Origin of the sequence: Treponema parvum (assembly GCF_017893965.1) — a bacterium.
GTDB classification, from domain to species: Bacteria; Spirochaetota; Spirochaetia; order Treponematales; family Treponemataceae; genus Treponema_D; species Treponema_D parvum.
In genome coordinates, this window is sequence record NZ_CP054142.1 from 887749 (window position 1) to 904255 (window position 16507).

Annotated in this window: 13 protein-coding genes; 4 read left to right on the forward strand and 9 right to left on the reverse strand. The window is 41.0% G+C overall.

What is annotated here, in order from left to right; all coding sequences use genetic code 11:
- Nucleotides 1-24 precede the first annotated feature (24 nt).
- The 6 genes from HRQ91_RS03985 to HRQ91_RS04010 form a co-directional block, all read right to left on the reverse strand.
- A complete protein-coding gene (locus HRQ91_RS03985) occupies nucleotides 25-1047 on the reverse strand; it encodes a C4-dicarboxylate TRAP transporter substrate-binding protein (RefSeq protein ID WP_210120371.1) in 1023 nt (340 codons plus the stop codon).
- 63 nt (nucleotides 1048-1110) lie between these two features.
- Nucleotides 1111-2451: a DUF4340 domain-containing protein gene (locus HRQ91_RS03990; RefSeq protein ID WP_210120372.1), complete on the reverse strand. Its 1341-nt coding sequence runs from the start codon at nucleotides 2449-2451 to the stop codon at nucleotides 1111-1113.
- Nucleotides 2451-3803 carry a GldG family protein gene (locus HRQ91_RS03995; protein ID WP_210120373.1) on the reverse strand — a complete coding sequence of 451 codons (1353 nt, stop codon included), beginning with the start codon at nucleotides 3801-3803 and terminating at the stop codon, nucleotides 2451-2453. Before HRQ91_RS03995 ends, HRQ91_RS03990 begins: the two co-directional genes overlap by 1 nt.
- Before the next feature lie 2 nt (nucleotides 3804-3805).
- Entirely contained in the window at nucleotides 3806-4522 is a 717-nt protein-coding gene (locus HRQ91_RS04000; protein WP_210120374.1) for an ABC-2 transporter permease, read from the reverse strand.
- A complete protein-coding gene (locus HRQ91_RS04005) occupies nucleotides 4494-5354 on the reverse strand; it encodes an ABC transporter ATP-binding protein (RefSeq protein WP_210120375.1) in 861 nt (286 codons plus the stop codon). Before HRQ91_RS04005 ends, HRQ91_RS04000 begins: the two co-directional genes overlap by 29 nt.
- 118 nt (nucleotides 5355-5472) lie before the next feature.
- The gene (locus HRQ91_RS04010; RefSeq protein WP_246473274.1) at nucleotides 5473-6663 is read right to left on the reverse strand and encodes an integrase catalytic domain-containing protein; all 1191 of its coding nucleotides are present in this window, start codon (nucleotides 6661-6663) and stop codon (nucleotides 5473-5475) included.
- Between the two features lie 247 nt (nucleotides 6664-6910).
- Here HRQ91_RS04010 and rpmE point away from each other — a divergent pair, with 247 nt between their 5' ends.
- Nucleotides 6911-7123, forward strand: coding sequence for a 50S ribosomal protein L31 (rpmE, locus tag HRQ91_RS04015; RefSeq protein WP_210116821.1), 213 nt, complete (start codon nucleotides 6911-6913; stop codon nucleotides 7121-7123).
- A 158-nt stretch (nucleotides 7124-7281) separates the two neighbouring features.
- On the opposite strand, the gene HRQ91_RS04020 is transcribed toward rpmE, so the two are convergent.
- Together HRQ91_RS04020 and HRQ91_RS04025 are read right to left on the reverse strand one after the other, a co-directional pair.
- A complete protein-coding gene (locus tag HRQ91_RS04020) occupies nucleotides 7282-7593 on the reverse strand; it encodes a hypothetical protein (RefSeq protein ID WP_210120377.1) in 312 nt (103 codons plus the stop codon).
- Nucleotides 7594-8147: 554 nt separating this feature from the next.
- Nucleotides 8148-9575 (reverse strand): class I SAM-dependent methyltransferase, encoded by a 1428-nt coding sequence (locus tag HRQ91_RS04025; RefSeq protein WP_246473275.1) that lies wholly within the window; start codon nucleotides 9573-9575, stop codon nucleotides 8148-8150.
- 49 nt (nucleotides 9576-9624) lie between these two features.
- Between HRQ91_RS04025 and HRQ91_RS04030 the strand changes: the two genes are divergently transcribed.
- Nucleotides 9625-11256 carry a DEAD/DEAH box helicase gene (locus HRQ91_RS04030; protein ID WP_210120378.1) on the forward strand — a complete coding sequence of 544 codons (1632 nt, stop codon included), beginning with the start codon at nucleotides 9625-9627 and terminating at the stop codon, nucleotides 11254-11256.
- Nucleotides 11253-12896, forward strand: a complete 1644-nt coding sequence (locus HRQ91_RS04035; RefSeq protein WP_210120379.1) for an ABC-F family ATP-binding cassette domain-containing protein — start codon at nucleotides 11253-11255, stop codon at nucleotides 12894-12896. Before HRQ91_RS04030 ends, HRQ91_RS04035 begins: the two co-directional genes overlap by 4 nt.
- 135 nt (nucleotides 12897-13031) lie before the next feature.
- Here HRQ91_RS04035 and HRQ91_RS04040 read toward each other — a convergent pair whose 3' ends face one another.
- Nucleotides 13032-15035 carry an ATP-dependent helicase gene (locus HRQ91_RS04040; protein WP_210120380.1) on the reverse strand — a complete coding sequence of 668 codons (2004 nt, stop codon included), beginning with the start codon at nucleotides 15033-15035 and terminating at the stop codon, nucleotides 13032-13034.
- Between the two features lie 124 nt (nucleotides 15036-15159).
- Here HRQ91_RS04040 and HRQ91_RS04045 point away from each other — a divergent pair, with 124 nt between their 5' ends.
- Nucleotides 15160-16464: a hexokinase family protein gene (locus tag HRQ91_RS04045; protein WP_210120381.1), complete on the forward strand. Its 1305-nt coding sequence runs from the start codon at nucleotides 15160-15162 to the stop codon at nucleotides 16462-16464.
- The last annotated feature ends 43 nt before the right edge of the window (nucleotides 16465-16507 follow it).

A 16507-nucleotide genomic window follows, 5' to 3' on the forward strand; every position in this document is an offset into this window, starting at 1 on the left:
GGCAGGAACTTTTCAGAATTTTGGTTAGTTCAAACCGGCCTCTTCAAGGATTGTGGTTCTGAGCTCATCATAGCCAAGCTTGGTATAAACAGGCTGAACTGCCTTTTTGAATTTGGCTGTGTCAACTTCATGTATTGTTACACCATAGTTGGCGGCCATATCCTGTTCACACTTAAGTTCCATTTCTGCACATATGGACTGATATTCAGTCCCATTTGCCTTGAATGTATCAACAAGCAGTTGCTGATAGTCTTCAGGAAGAGAATTGAAATAAATTGTTCCAGTTGCAGGACAACCAAGAAGGATAAAGTGCCCAGTCTTGTTTATGTACTTACATATCTCATAAAGCCGACTTGCATAAGTAGATGTGGACTGGTTTTCGCATCCGTCTAAAGCCTTCTGTTCAATTCCTGAATAGATTTGGGATTGTGGCATTGCAGTCCCTACAGCACCCATAGCAGTTATTGACTTGATGCAAAGGTCGCTGCCCATAGTACGGATCTTGAGACCGTTAAGATCTGTTGGAACATTGATCGCTTTGTTGCATACAAACTGACGTGCGCCGCCATACCAGTTGGAAGTAAGAACCTTAACTCCAAATTCTTCAAAGCCTTTTTCCCAATTAGAAACTATCTTGGTGCTTGTAATCGGGTCTATCTTTGTGTGGTCTTCCATAATGTAAGGCATTTGAAGAATGCCATACTCAGGAATGTAGTCGGCAAGGCGACCTGGGTCAGTAACGGTCAGAACCGCTGCGCCCTGAATTGCCTGCTCAAGAATGTCGTCGGTGTCACCGAGTGCGGAGTTTGTAAAGACTTCTACAGAAAAGTTTCCATCAGTAGCGTCCTCAATGGCCTTCTCACAGGCATAAAGCTGAAGAGATTCCACGTCAGTGTTGGGCTGTGTGTTACCAAAGGACATTTCTGTCTTTACCGAAGCTGCAGATTTGGCAGGTGCCGGTTGCTTTGTTTTTGCCGCACGCGCACCACATGCTGTTAATGCAAACAACATTACAAGTGCCAGAACCAGTGCGATGTTTTTTTTCATACTTTTTCCTCCTAAATAAATTTAGCTTTTGCAAGCTTGTATGAACATATTTTATGCTTATTTCTATAAATAAGCTTCTAACTCGTAAACTAACTCTTCAACAGTTGATGAATATGTCATTGCGATCGCATTGCCATCTAAAAAAACTGCGCACTCATGCTTTGATGATGGAAATATGGTAATTATATGCTCAGAAGCGTCACACAGTTTATACACTATTGTCAGGGAGGGATCTCTTTCAATGCTTGTATTCTCTTTAATTGAACTTGATTTTGGCAGCAAAGAAATAATTTGTGCAAAATCTATCGATTCCTCCTGAGAGAGTAAATTGCCGTTTAATACTGCGTGCAAATCATTACCAATTCCAGAAAAATTACAATTAAAATCAATTCCGTTTCCACTTATTATTACAGATTTCAAATCTGCCGGATTCACTGAATATATAGCATCACCAATGATATCTGAAATCTTAACATTAAGAATAGAAAGTTCTTTTTCAGGTATACTTATTATCTGATTTGAACCTTCACGGCAAACAAAAAAGCTGCCATTAGTTGCCTCAGAAAAAAACAAGTGAGTGTCAATACCCTTCAAAGTCAGAAAAAGTTCTGTTCCCCCACGCTCTTTCAATCCATAATCAGCAAAAACACCTGCCGAACTTACAAAAGAATAGTCGGTAATTGATAATAAGGGGAGAAAAACAGCCTTTGTAACTTTTTCCCAGTCAAGATTTATTTTTTCAGGCAACATCAAAATAAACCTGGCACTCTTCGATGAAGGATCTGAAGTAAAGAAAATTTCTTTTTCTCCATTAATAAGCCTGAACATCTCAAGATCCTTGAGTTTGATTTCAGCATTTAGTTCAGGTAAAACATCCAAAAGTCGTAAATTGTCAACCGAGTACTGCATCATCTTTGCAGATACGTTGTCAATTATATATATTTTTTTCTCTCCCTCAATCGCTACATACCACCCTTTTTCAAATGGTGCCTGATCTCCAAGTGTAAAACGAACTTTTTCTTTTGAATTCAGCACGACAGAAACAGTCGCTATGGGAGAATCAAGACCATAAATGTCAAGATCGCTTACTTTCTCTAATTCATCATAGACAGGAATGTGAGTCATCCTATAAAAGAATGATTTAATCAATGACGTGTTCATTTTGGTGTCGGTAGGTTGATCCAGACAAATAATCTGTCCGTCCCTAACCATGAGTGCCAAAGATCCAAGATTATTTTTAACTGCAATTCCGGCAATGTCTGCAAAAACAAAGTTAACTAGAAATTTTTCTGAAGGTTCTCTATTTTGTTTTTGTGTCATATGTTCAAAGAAAAGCAGAAACAAAGCAAAGACTAAAGTTGTTGCAGAAATAACTGCTAAAACCTTCACGCATTTCGCATTCATCAGAGATATTTCCTCCGAAACAATACGATAAATCCAAAAAGCAGAATAATGGCTGGTATTACACCCATTGTTATTATTCCATATAAACTGCTCTGGGACGCTGTTACAGGGATTATATAAGCTTCAATTTTCTTTGGAGGTATATCAAGCAATGAATAATCACCAATAAGCCAAGCCGTTGCCTGTACAACAAAATCGAAGTTAGCTAATTTTTCTTCGCAGAGCAAATCATCGCCGTAAATCAACTTCGACCCAAAAACTATCAGCTTTTGATCTTTCAAAAGCCCGTTTTTGTCAACATTCTTACGGACCGAACTAACGCATATTCCCTTTGAGCCTATTGAACCATCTTCAGAAAATGACTCTGAGGTAGTCCGAAGAACCTGGGCAGTATTTGTACGGCCTTGACTAATGTATTCTTGTGTAACTTCAGAAGAAGAAGGAGCGATAACGTAACGGCGATTATGTGTGAAATATGTGTTTATTTCATTTTCACAATAGTTTGCAACAATATTAAGCTGATTACCAGAAATATAAAGCTTTGGTTCATGAATCGCACTGTCTGTAAGTCCAATTCCGCGATCTTTAAGGAAATAACTTAAATTTGACATTCCGGAAGATCCTAGCTCAGCAAAAAGCATCACAGACCCTCCGCTTCTCAAATATTCCTCTAAAAGAGAAATTTCATCCTCTGTAAAGTCTTTTTTTGGCGCGCAAATGACAATCAGGATTGTTTCCGGATCAATTCCCAAAACTGAAATTTCAGACAAAACAACCTTAAAATGATTGTTTTCAAAAACATCTTCAAGAGATACAGAAGGCTCCTCTCCATGGCCATCAGTAAACAGGACAGTTTTCCGATTATCGGTTGTTACAAAATCTATAGCCGAAGAGATTTTTTGTTCAGCTAAAAGTTGCTCAACCTTATTACCGGAAAGATTAAGTTTATACAAATTTTCTATCTTAAGCAGCTTTGTACAATTATCAGATTCAACAGAAATATCGTTTTCGGCAATTTCAAAACCGCGATCTTTCATTTTTCTTATTGTCTGCGGGTCAGAATATGGATCACAATACTCAATGCTGATATGTTTGTTTTCAGGTTTATATGAGTCAAGTAGATTTTTTATAAATATCGGAAAATCTGTTTCTCTATTATAAACTGTTATTGTAATGTCATTTTCCAGAGACGAAAGAATTTTTTTTGTCTCTGAAGACAACGTATATAGTTTTTTTTCCGTAAAATCTAGTTTTGCTCCAAAATTATTAGTCAGATAAACAGCACAGAACCCTATCGCAGAAAAGGAAATAAGGCTGAGTATAAGGCAAAGATAAAAATATTTTTTGCTCATATCTACCTTCTCCTCGCCCTGTCTAAAGAAAGACGTGTAAAAAAAAGCATAAATGCAGTCAGACTAATAAAATATATCAAAGTCGACAGATAAAACACTCCACTACCAAGAATATTGAAGTGAGCCCTGAAAGAGAGGTATTCAATTATTCTTATTAGAAGTTCCTCTTGAATATAATACCGAAGATAATCAATAAGCCAAAGGCCAAGAATAATTACATAACTTATAATGGCAGCAACAATCTGATTTTCAGTTAAAGAAGAAGCAAATAGTCCAATTGAAATAAACACACCGCCAATTAAAAATAAAGCCAATATGTTTCCGAAAATTGTTAATATGTCGATTGCATCAAAAACCGAAAGAATATAAAAAACAGGCACAAAAGAAATGCAACCAATGGCGAAAACGACATATGCTGCGGCAAATTTGCCAAGTACAATATTAATAATAGATTCAGGACAAGTTAAAAGAAGTTGGTCTGTGTGCAGACGCCGCTCCTCCGCAAAAGTTCTCATGGTCAAAAAAGGAATAAGTATCATAAGGAAGGAGAAAACAGAACCAAATAATTTCGATAAATCAGCACTGGCTGTCAGCAAATTCCCTACAATGAAAAAGTAAGAACAAAAAGCAAAAAATACCGCAACAAATATAAATCCAATTGGAGTAACAAGATACTGTCTGATTTCTTTTTCAAAGACGGCTCTCATTTTTATTTCCATTTCCAGATGGATTATCTGAGTTTATTTTAAAAAAGACTGACTCAAGCGAAGGAAGAGTATGATCGATACTTGAGATCGAATACCCTATTTTTTCAAGAGCATTCTTAAGCTCTAAGGTGCTTTTTGAATCGACTAATCCTTTTAAACGAATATCATACAGGTCTGGTTCCATATATTTTTCTTTAAGATAAGAAATTTTCCCATCTGCAGTTATGGTTCCTTTGTTAAGAACAACAATATGATCACAAAGAAGTTCTACCTCATTCAATATGTGTGAGCTTAAAACAATTGTATGAGATTTGCTCTCGTCTTTTATTATATCACGCATTTCTGAAACCTGGTGTGGGTCAAGGCCATTAGATGGTTCATCTAAAATAATAAGAGGTGGATTGCCTATAAATGCTTGTGCCAAACCTACTCTTTGCTTATATCCCTTTGATAGATTTCGAATCAGGCGACCACGAATACCCAAAATATCTGTTTTGCGGCATGCCTCTTCAACAGAATAATCAAGATTTTCTATTTTACGGAGCTTCGCTGAAAAGCGAAGTTGTTCTTCAACAGTAAAGTCATAATAAAGAGCAGGATTTTCCGGCAAATACCCGATTTTTGAACGTGCTAATTTTGCGCTTTTGAAAGTATCAACTCCATCAACTTTTACATAGCCGGAAGTTTGAGTAACAAATCCTGTAATAATGTTCATTGTTGTCGACTTCCCGCTGCCATTATGACCAACAATGCCAACAATCTCATTTTTCGCCGCTGAAAAAGTCAAGTCCCTTATTGCAAATTTAGCTCCATATTGCTTTGTTAGATTACAGACTTCAAGCATTATTCTGATCTTCCCAAAAATACAGAAATCGTTTTCTATTCATAAATTATACATCCCCTCATTATGGGTGTCAATACGTGCAGTCTCCGTATTTCCTCATGTAAAAATCTAACCGAAATTATTTAGTCCAAGGGACGGCCATAGAAATAAGTTTGCTTTGAAGCCGTTGAGTTATTTCAAGCAGATCCCCTAAATCAAGTGCATTCTTCCTACAAAGTAACTCCTCTTTTTCATCAGGACTTACATTCATACTTTCCATCAGTCTGCGATAGGGAGTCTTCGCCGCATCATATTTCTTTATGAGCTTTGCGTCCATGCGTTCCTTTGCCACTATCTTCAATGAAGGGAAAAAGAAGTTAACGAGCTTGCTGTAGCTCTCATACAATTCAGCCATAACAGCATGAGCAGTCTCTCCCTCAAATCGATAGTAGCCGACAATGCGTCTGACCACGCTATTATTTTTCTGTTCAACAAAACAATTGTCGTTCTTTTCGTACGGACGGCTTCGGGTAAATGTAATTTGATTATAGTTACACCATTGCAAAAGCTGTGTATTTTTGAACTCGCTCCCGTTATCAATATCAATACCTTTCATAGCGAACGGAAAGTTTATTCTCACATCCTCAACGGCTTCTTTTACCAAACGCTGAGCTTTGTTCAAAAGAGCTCTGTTTTCAGTCCATCCTGAATGCAAGTCGGTGAGTGTGAGCGTACAAATATACTGTCCTTCGTTTCTTATACCGCAGTTGGCTACGGTATCGGCTTCGAAAAATCCTAGTTTACGCTGATCCCAATTGAAGAATGTGCGGATCGGAATAAGCTTGTTCAGGTTCTTGGCAGGACGTGTCGTCGAAATTCCGCGGATTGAATGCTTGGGGATTTCCGGCTTGAGAATCCTAGAGACCGTTGCGCTTGATATATTGTTCAGTTTTCGCTTGAGCTGTTCATCATAACCGAACTTTTGAGTAAGGTAATCGATATTGTCGCGGATAAAGGGTACAAGGCGTTTTGCACACAGGTACATCGAAAATATCCATAAGTGAATAATTTCTTTGTGTGCGTCTTGACCGTAGTATTTTTCATAGTGTCGCTTTTTACGTACTTTCGTGATTATCTGTACGCTCTTTCTCTCGACATTATTGAAATGCGTTATTTTTATGCATGCAGTATTTTTGAGGATGTGGATGGCATATTTTTGATTGTAGCCGGTGGTTGCGATGAACTCATCGATGATTTTCGTCTTGTACTTTTTGTTTGCCGTGCAGTAGCGTTTTGCCGTTTCTTCGGTTAATTTCTGTTTCGTTTTCATGTCTAACCCCATTTTGCCCTTCCTTCGGGCTTCTATTGTGACTCAGATTTGGGTTAGATTTTTATGTGATTCACCGCTTTTTTTTCGGTTAGATTTTACGTGAGGCAATGCGTGCTCTTGATTTTAGTGCAAAAACTGTATATACTTAATTTTACAAGATTTGAATTTGCCGGTTTTGTGGCGGCGTTTTGATTGGTTTCCATTCCGCGCCGCAGGGCAAAACCTGTAGATATATTTGGAGGTTCAAATGAAAAAGGGTATTCACCCGGACTACAAGGCGAGAAAGGTCGTCTGTGTCTGCGGAAATGTTATTGAAACACGGTCAACGGCAAAAAACGACATTCATGTTGAAATTTGTTCCGCTTGTCATCCGTTTTTTACCGGTAAGCAGAAATTGGTAGACACGGCCGGACGTATCGATCGCTTTAATAAACGTTACGGAATCAAATCAGAAAATTAAGATATTGCAAAAACTAAGCTGAATATAAAAGGTATTTTAGAATGCACCCCGGAGCCGGAGATTTTAATCCTGTTCCGGGGTGTTTGTTTATTTTGCTGAATATTTATTAAGTTCTTTTAAAGCGGCGTTTTCCCATTCAGTCCCTTTGTAAGCTTTTATTATTTGTTTAAGACCGTTAACCATAATTTGGTTTGCATTTTTCCCCATTTTTCTTTTATATTTTCTTGATCGAAAATTTTTGTTGGTTTACCGGATTGCGCTGCGACTATGATTTCTCTTCCCGTGTATTGCCCGAAACAATAGAATCCGGGCTTTTTGGGAATTTTAATTACGAAATACTGTTGTTCTTCAGAGAACGGCTGATCCAAAACATAATCATAGAATGTAGTTGTTGTTGTGGAACCGAATGCGGTTGTTGCTGTGGAAGATGTTATGCCGCCTTGGACAGAACCCTGTATATATGAAATCATATAGGTTGATCCCGGTTCTACCGGGGTAGAAAGCCGTAAAAAACAACGCTGTCATTTGGGCTGCCTTTTGCATCCTAAAATTTTTTAATCTGTTTTTCAGAAAAATCCGGCAACGAAGCACGGCTTATAAGAGTTGAAAGTGAAACTGCAGCAATTGATAAAATTACTGCAGTTTTTTCGATAATCTTTTTTATAAAAATCCCCCACGGTTTTTACTTTTTTAAAAACATGTCGAAATATTTGAAAAAACTAACTTAAATCAAATATAACATAATAGGCTTAGCTTGTAAGACGGCATGTCCGCAGTATTTCAGCGGCCGCGTTAAACCATCATTAAAATTGCAGGAAGGAGAAAATTTCAATTTTCACCTTCGCACAATTCGTGTGCGGAAAGCGCACATATGATTAGCGACGTTTGCGCAGCAAACTCGTCGTTTAAGTACCGCCATGGATGGCGGCAAAATATGTAAAAGCGATATTTTGGCTTTGCCAAAATTCGCCATAAGCCGATGTACACGGAAGTACGTCGGCTTATACTATTCTAGCTGGCAAAATTAAACCGTGATCTTCCAGCAGCGGTGGATTTTTACGTTTCTAAAGTCTTCGGGGACGGTTTTTAAGCTTATGTCTTCCACTTCAATAGCGCGGCTGTCGCGGGCAATCGTGTTGCGAGCAAGCAGGCCGCGGGAGAGTAGGCTATCGCGACTGTCTCGGTTATGCGGCTCGCCGGCAATAGGACTTCTGGCGCTCGGACTGTGCGTAAGCAGGCCGAGCGCACTCGAGCTGCCGGCATGCAGGCTGCATCCGATATTGCCCTTTTCTTTAAAATTGCGCTCCCCGCTGCTGCAGTATATTTTTGATATGTCGAATACGAGACGCCTGCTGTTTGTTGAAAAATACAAAACTCCGCCGTTGTTTAACAAAGAAACGCACATATTGACCATGTAAGGCCAGTCGCGATTTATGTCCAGAACCGACTGAGAACTTTTAGAGTTGCTGAAAGTCGGCGGGTCTAAAATTATTATGTCAAAGCCTTGCGATCCGGGCGAATGCATTAAGGCCGCTTTTTGTTCTAAAAATTTTATCACATCCGAACGCGTAAAAACATATTTGTCGTCAGAGCGGAAGCCGTTTAATTTCATATTTTTCTTTGCGAGCGACAGATATGCGTTCGATAAGTCTACTGATTCCACCATTCGAGCTTCTCCCGCCGCCGCGTATACAGAAAACGAACCCGTATAGCAAAAAAGATTTAAGACGGATTTTTCTTTTGAAGTTTCGCAGATTATGCGGCGCAGAGGTCTGTGATCAAGAAACAACCCCGAGTCAAGATGTTTTAATAAGTCCACGGTAAAAAGGAGCCCATGCTCTTGAACGATTCCCGCCGCCGCAGCGCGTTTATTCGATACGGTAAAAATATCCGGAACTTCTTTTGTGTTGATTAAATTGATTTCTCCGTCGGCTCCGGAAGCAAAAGTTGCAGCTGTCATGTTTTGCACATTTTCGCCGCTTAATACTTCACTTAACACACTATCCGCATAATTTGCATACTGGCTTCCGCCTTTTGAGCGACGGCGCATTTTTATGATGATATGCGTAAGATCGATTTGCAGAATTTCCGAAGCAGCTTTTGCCATGGCGGTAAGCCAGCTTTTTTCTTCATGATAAGATTTTTCATACGGACGCTCATATAAAAACATGTTAAGATATCGCCTTTCAGCGGTTTTTTTCATTGCGTCGCGGTCATTTAAAACCTGCGTTTCATATTCTTTTTGCATAAAAACGGATGCCGCTTCACGCTCAAAAATTCCTTCCGGCAAAAACTCGTAAAGGTCGCATGATAATGGAATTTCCGGAATGTCGCGATCGTATAATCGGTAACAGGTTATTCCGTTTTTTCGCGCCCATTTTCTGAGCGTTCTGTATTTTTTTTCAAGCCGGTTCGAAAAAATTTCTGCCTGATATAATTCATTATCATTCATGATTTTATACTATACATAAACATGTAAAAAGTATATACTTACTATTTATATGGATTTTTTGGAATTTTCTTTGCATGACGATCTGCAAAAAGGAATAAAGGAAGCCGGATACGTTTCCTGCACCCCTGTACAAGAGCGGGTTTTAAAAAGTGCAACCGGCGCAGCGGATCTGTACGTTCAGTCTCAAACCGGAACGGGAAAAACAGCCGCTTATTTAATAGCGATAGCGCAAGAACTTCTTGTGCGTCCTGAAATAAAAGGAAAGAAGGCTTTAGTACTCGTTCCCACTCGAGAACTTGCCGTTCAAGTTGAAGACGAAGCGAAAAAACTTTTAAAATACACATCTTTAAGACCGTTCAGCTTTTACGGCGGAGTAGGTTACGAAGCCCAAGTGGCCGCTCTCAAAAAAAACGTTGAAATTTTAATCGGCACGCCGGGGCGCGTCATTGACCTTGTGGAAAGCAAACGCATGGCTCTTAGCGACGTAGGTTTTTTGGTTGTGGACGAAGCCGACAGGATGTTCGACATGGGATTTTATCCCGACTTGCGGACTCTTATAAAGCATCTTCCTTCCGCCGAAAACAGACAGACAATGCTTTTCAGCGCCACGCTCAATTCCTATGTAAAAAATCTTGCATGGGAATATACGCTTGATGCCGAAGAAATTCAGATAGAATCTGAAAATATTGTCGTAAGCGAAATCGCACAGGAACTTTTGCATGTTTCAAGCGATGAAAAGGTAAAGCTTTTGCTTGGAATTTTGCAAAAGGAAAAACCTTCCAGCGCCATAATTTTCTGCAACACAAAGCGCGGATGCGAAGTTTTGGGTAAGAAGCTGAAGATTAACGGTATCCGAAGCGATTTTTTGATCGGCGATATGATTCAGTCCAAGCGGCTTAAAGTTCTTGAAGACTTTAAAGCTTCGAGAATTCCCGTTTTGGTAGCGACTGACGTCGCCGCCAGAGGTATCGACGTAAGCGACCTGGCAATGGTTGTAAACTATGACCTGCCTAACGAAGCTGAAAACTATGTTCATCGCATAGGACGCACCGCCCGTGCCGGAAAATCTGGCAAGGCTTACACTTTTTGCAGCGAGCAGGACGTCTATAACCTTCCGGCGATCGAGCGCTTTATTGAAATGAAAATTCCGTCAAGGGTTGCGGACGAATCTTTATTTGCCGAGGATAAGAGCGAGGGTGTTTACATACGGACTGAAAGGCGGGGAGGCGGAGATTTCGACAGAAGCGCTTCCCGCACCCGAAGGCCGCGTTCCGAAGAATCATCGCGCAGAGGCCGTCCTTTCTCAAAGAAAACTGAAAGCGGTTCAAGGTTTAAAAAAGACAAAAATAAATTCTCAGGAGAAGAAAGACGGCAGGACAGCGGCAGAGAAGGCTCTAAAAAATACGGACAAAGGGAAAGACTTAAGGGATTTCAAACTTCCAAGGACCTTGAAAAATTGGAAAATCTTTCTTTTGACGAGCGTATGAAGCTTTACAGACAAAAGTATGCGCCCGGAACTTCTTCCATGCCTAAGGCGGCTCCGCAAAAGGGTGCCGTACGTTCTGACGGTCGTAGAAAGAATACTCGGAAAGTTAGTTCACCTAAAAAGCCCGGATTTTTGTCGAAAATAATGAGCGCTTTAGGTTTTGACCAAAAAAATAAACAGGGGAAAACAAAGTGATAACGGTTTCCGATGTAAGCGTAAAATTCAGTGAAAAACCCTTATTTAAAGACGTAAATTTAAAATTTACGCCGGGAAACTGTTACGGCATCATAGGAGCAAACGGAGCGGGAAAATCGACTTTTTTAAAAGTCCTTTCAGGCGAGCATGAACATAATTCCGGTACCATATCGCTTTCTCCCGGGGAACGGATAGCCGTGTTGCAGCAGGACCATTTTGCCTTCGATAAGTACTCGGTAAAAGACACGGTTATGATGGGATTCCCAAAATTATACGAATGCAGTAATGCCCGCACTGAAATTTATGAAAAGAGCGATTTTACCGAAGAGGACGGAATAAAAGCCAGCGAACTTGAAGCCGAATTCGGGGAGCTCGGCGGCTGGGAAGCTGAAAACCAGATAGAACAGATGCTTTCGGGACTCGGGCTGGAAGAAGAATTCCACGACAAGAACATGAGCGAACTTGACGAGGGACAAAAGGTTCGGGTTTTGCTTGCGCAGTCCTTGTTCGGAAATCCCGATATATTGCTTCTCGACGAACCTACGAACGGTCTTGATATTGAATCTATCACTTGGCTTGAAGATTTTTTGATCGATTTTCCTAATACCGTAATAGTGGTGAGCCATGACCGTCATTTTTTGAACAGCGTTTGTACTTACATCTGCGACATAGACTACGGAAAGATAAGCCAGTTTACCGGAAACTATGATTTCTGGTATCAGATGAGCCAGATCCTGCAAAGACAGGCGAAGGATCAGGCAAAAAAACGCGAAGAAAAAATGAAGGATCTCAAAGAATTCATCCTTCGCTTTGCGTCCAACGCGGCTAAAAGCAGACAGGCCACGAGCCGTAAAAAAGTATATGACAAACTGGCTCTTGAAGAATTGCCCGTCACAAGCCGTAAATTTCCGTACGTAAGTTTTAAACCGGATCGGGAAATCGGAAACAATGTTCTTGAAATACGTAAATTGAATTATGAGGAAGACGGAAATGTTCTTTTAAAAGATTTTTCGTTGATCGTAAACCGTACCGATAAAATCGCTTTTGTGGGAATAGAACATAATTCCGTTTCCGCTTTTTACGATATAATAACCGGAAATAAAAAAGCTTCTTCCGGCGAAGTTTTTTGGGGACAGACCATAAAATACGACTACATGCCGCGCGACAACGCCGTTTATTTTAATACGGACTGCAGCATAACGGACTGGCTTCGCCAATATTCTCCGGAACAAGACGACGCCTATGTGCGCGGTTTTTTAGGGCGTGTGCTTTTTTCAGGGGACGAATCGCTTAAGCCTGTAAAAGTCTTAAGCGGCGGCGAAAAGATGAGATGTATGCTTTCAAAACTAATGCTGAGCGGAGCCAACACTCTCATATTTGACGATCCCACGAACCATCTGGATCTTGAAGCCATTGAAAGTTTGAATGAAGGAATAATAAATTTTCCCGGTGTGGTTTTGTTTAACAGCCACGATCACGAATTCATACAGTCTATCGCCAACAGAATCGTAGAAATTACCCCTAACGGCATTATTGACCGAATGATGAATTTTGACGATTATTTAAAAGACGATCAGGTAGCGGAACTCCGCCGAAAATTTTATGAAGGAACGGGGAAAAAACTCAAGTACAGGGTCTAGCTTTTACGCGGCCGGTTTTTGAGAGGCGGCGTTTTTTGCACCGGTGCATTTTTCGATCAGGAGCGGCTGTGTTTCCCCCGTCTCGTCCGTTCATGCGTTTAGGGAAGCGCTGATTAAATGCGCTCCTCGCTTTAATCAGGACTTCCTTAGATTCTTTTTCATCTGTTTTAAAAATTCCAGCGCGGTTTTGTCGTCCGGAGCTTTAGGCGGCTGATGATATTCGATAAGGTTTTGCGGAATTTCATCCAAAAAACAGGAAGGTTCGCACTCGACGCCGCTTTGTTGGCGGCGGCGCTTTCGGCATGCGGAAATAAAAAGTTTGTTTCTGGCTCTCGTTATCGCCACGTAAAAAAGGCGCCTTTCTTCTTCTACGCTGCCGCCGTTTTCTTCGACCGAGCGCGCATGCGGAATAAGACCTTCTTCGGCTCCGGCGATAAACACCACCGGAAATTCAAGCCCCTTTGAGGCATGGATGGTCATAAGATTTACTTTGCCCTGATCTTCATCTTCCAAATCGTCGCGGCTTAAAAGCGTGATCCTGTTAAGATATGTATACAGATTGCCGTCATAGTTGTCGGCGTCGTTTTCCCATATCTCCATAGAGTCGATAAAACTTTCAATGTTTAAGAGTTTAAATCGGACAGCCTTTTCGTTTTTCGAATATTCGGTTATAAGGTGATCTCGGTAATTTATTTGGTCTACAAGCGCCTTTGTTTTTTTTGCAAGATTTTTACCGCTTATCATTGAAGAATTGTTTTCGATTATTGAGACAAAGGATCTCAGATCGTTTTTTACGTTTTCGCTTACGGGCGCATTTTCTGTTTTCAGTATTGTTTCCATCGCAGTCCAAATGGAACATTCCATAGCTTTTGCACAGTTGTTCAGGGTTTCTATCGTAGTCCGTCCTATGCCGCGTCTGGGTACGTTTATTATGCGTAAAAGATTTACGTCGTCGTTGCGGTTCGCTATCACCCGCAAGTAGCTTATAATGTCTTTGATTTCTTTCCGCTGAAAAAAGCTTGTTCCTCCGCTCATAGTGTAGGGAATGTTGGCTTCCAAAAACGCTTCTTCGATGGGGCGGCTTTGTGTGTTCGCCCTTATCAGAACGCCGAAATTGTCGTATTTTATTCGTTCTTCCGCGGCAACTCCCTGTATCATCTCCGCAATAAAATCAGCTTCCGCCGTTTCGTTTTCGGGCATGAATATTTCTATGGGTTTTCCGCCCCGCTTTTCGCTCCAGAGTTTTTTGTCTTTTCTGTTTGTGTTGTGCGATATTACGCCGTTAGCCGCCGCCAATATTGTCGTTGTCGACCGGTAGTTTTGTTCGAGCCTGATTTCAGTAACGTTCGGAAAATCTTTTTCAAATTGGATTATGTTTCGGTAATCGGCGCCTCTCCAGCTGTATATGGACTGATCGTCGTCTCCTACTACGGCTACGTTTTTGTCTGCCAAAAGACGCATCATCTCGTATTGCTGGTGACTTGTATCCTGAAATTCGTCTACCATTATGTACTTGTACGTGTTTTTGTATTCTTCAAGGACTTCAGGATGTGAGCGGAACAGTTTTATGGGCAGCACTATAAGGTCGTCGAAGTCCACCGCATTAAACAGCTTAAGACCTTCCTGATAGGATTCATAAAGGCTTTTATACATGTCGTTCGCGCTTTCCCAGTTTTTTCTGCCGGTCTTTATGTTTGAAAAAAGGCCGCCTATCTTGTAAACGTCAAGCGAGTCCTGAGTAAAATGAAGTTCTCGCCCGGTTTCTTTTATCAGCGAAGACCGATCCGTTTCGTCATAGATTGAAAAATTTTCCCGCCAGCCCAGCTTTTCTATATGTTTCCTTAATATGCGGACGCCGAAAGCGTGAAAGGTGGAAACCGTAAGATTTTGCAGTTTTTTGCCTGTAAGTTCCTTTATACGAGTTTCCATCTCTTTTGCGGCCTTGTTCGTAAATGTGAGCGCAAGGATCTGGCTCTGCGGAATGCCGATGTTCAGCATGTGGGCGATTCTATAAGTTATCACACGGGTTTTACCCGAACCGGCTCCGGCTATAATAAGGATGGGACCTTCCGTAGTAGTTACCGCTCTGTATTGTTCCGGATTTAGTTCATGCTTAAGGCTTTGCAGATCGAATGGCATGAAACGGACTGTAACACTCTATTGAATTTTTTGCAATATTTACTGATAATAAAAACTACCTCTAAAAACTGCGGTTTTTAGAGGTTCCCTAAAATAATTATATTGTCGAGGACGGTTATCTGAAATGAGACACGATGTTTGTGCCTTCCTTTTAAAACATAATTTCGTGCGCCGTATTGATATAAATGCGGTTGTTTCATCGCTTTTATACGATATGGATAACGGTATTAAAGGCCTGCCTTCAGATTTGGCCATGCTTAAGACATGGTGCGTTCCGCCTGAAAAACATATAAAAAACGAGAGTACGATAGTCATAGACGCCGGAGGAACGAATTTTCGCTCTGGTCTTGTAACCTTTGACAATGAAGGAAATCCTTCCGTTTGCGAATTTGAAAAAACGACCATGCCGGGCGTCGGCCAAATGCTCGGCAGGGCGGAATTTTTTGACAGAATGGCTGAAAACCTCGATCACGTTAAAAACAAGGCGGATAAGATAGGTTTTTGCTTTTCTTATCCGATAGAGATAACGCCTGACGGCGACGGAATTCTTTTGAACTTTTCAAAAGAAATAAATGCGCCTGAAGTCGTCGGTTCCGCCGTAGGAAAAGAACTGTGCGCGGCTCTTGTAAAAAGAGGCTGGGAGAGGCCTAAAAAAATCACACTTCTTAACGATACCGTAGCCGCTCTTTTGGGCGGAGCCGCTCTAGCCGATAAGGGAAAATCGTATTCTTCATACGTGGGTTTTATTTTGGGAACCGGTATGAACAGCGCGTATATACAGCCTGAAACGGCTTTGGACGGCGGCAAAAAATTCATAAAACAGATCGTCGTGTGCGAATCCGGAGGGTTTGCAAAAATTTATTTGTCCGATTTTGATAAGGCGCTTGACAAAAAGACCATACGGCCGGGCTCGTTTTTGCTTGAAAAACAGTGTTCGGGAGCATATCTCGGCTCGCTTGCCCTTGAAGTTATAAGATCCGCCGCCGAAGAAAACCTTTTTTCGCCTCCCGTGTGTAAAGAAATTTCGGCTTTCAAAGATCTTTCACTTATTGAAGTGGACTCTTTTTTGCATTCGCCTCATTCTAAAAATCATAAGATAGGCGCTCTATGCGCGCTCTCCTGTGATCAAGACCTTGAGATTTTATACGAGCTTTTGGATTCCGTTGTAGAGCGCTCGGCAAGATATGCGGCGGCTCTGCTCTGCGCTGCGGTTATACAAAGCGGCGAAGGTAAGGATCCGTCGCGTCCCGTTTGCATTATGTGCAACGGAACGACTTTTCATAAAACCCATAAGGTGTCTTCAAGATGCGCCGCCTACCTTGAAGAGTTTTTATTTTATCAGCGCGGTCTTTCTTACGAGCTTGTTTCCAAAGAGAATGACATAACGTACGGTTCTGCAGTCGCGGGGCTTACTGATCGCATAGCATAGTGTAGCATGATAAATGCGGCATTTTTTGAGAATTCGGACTGTA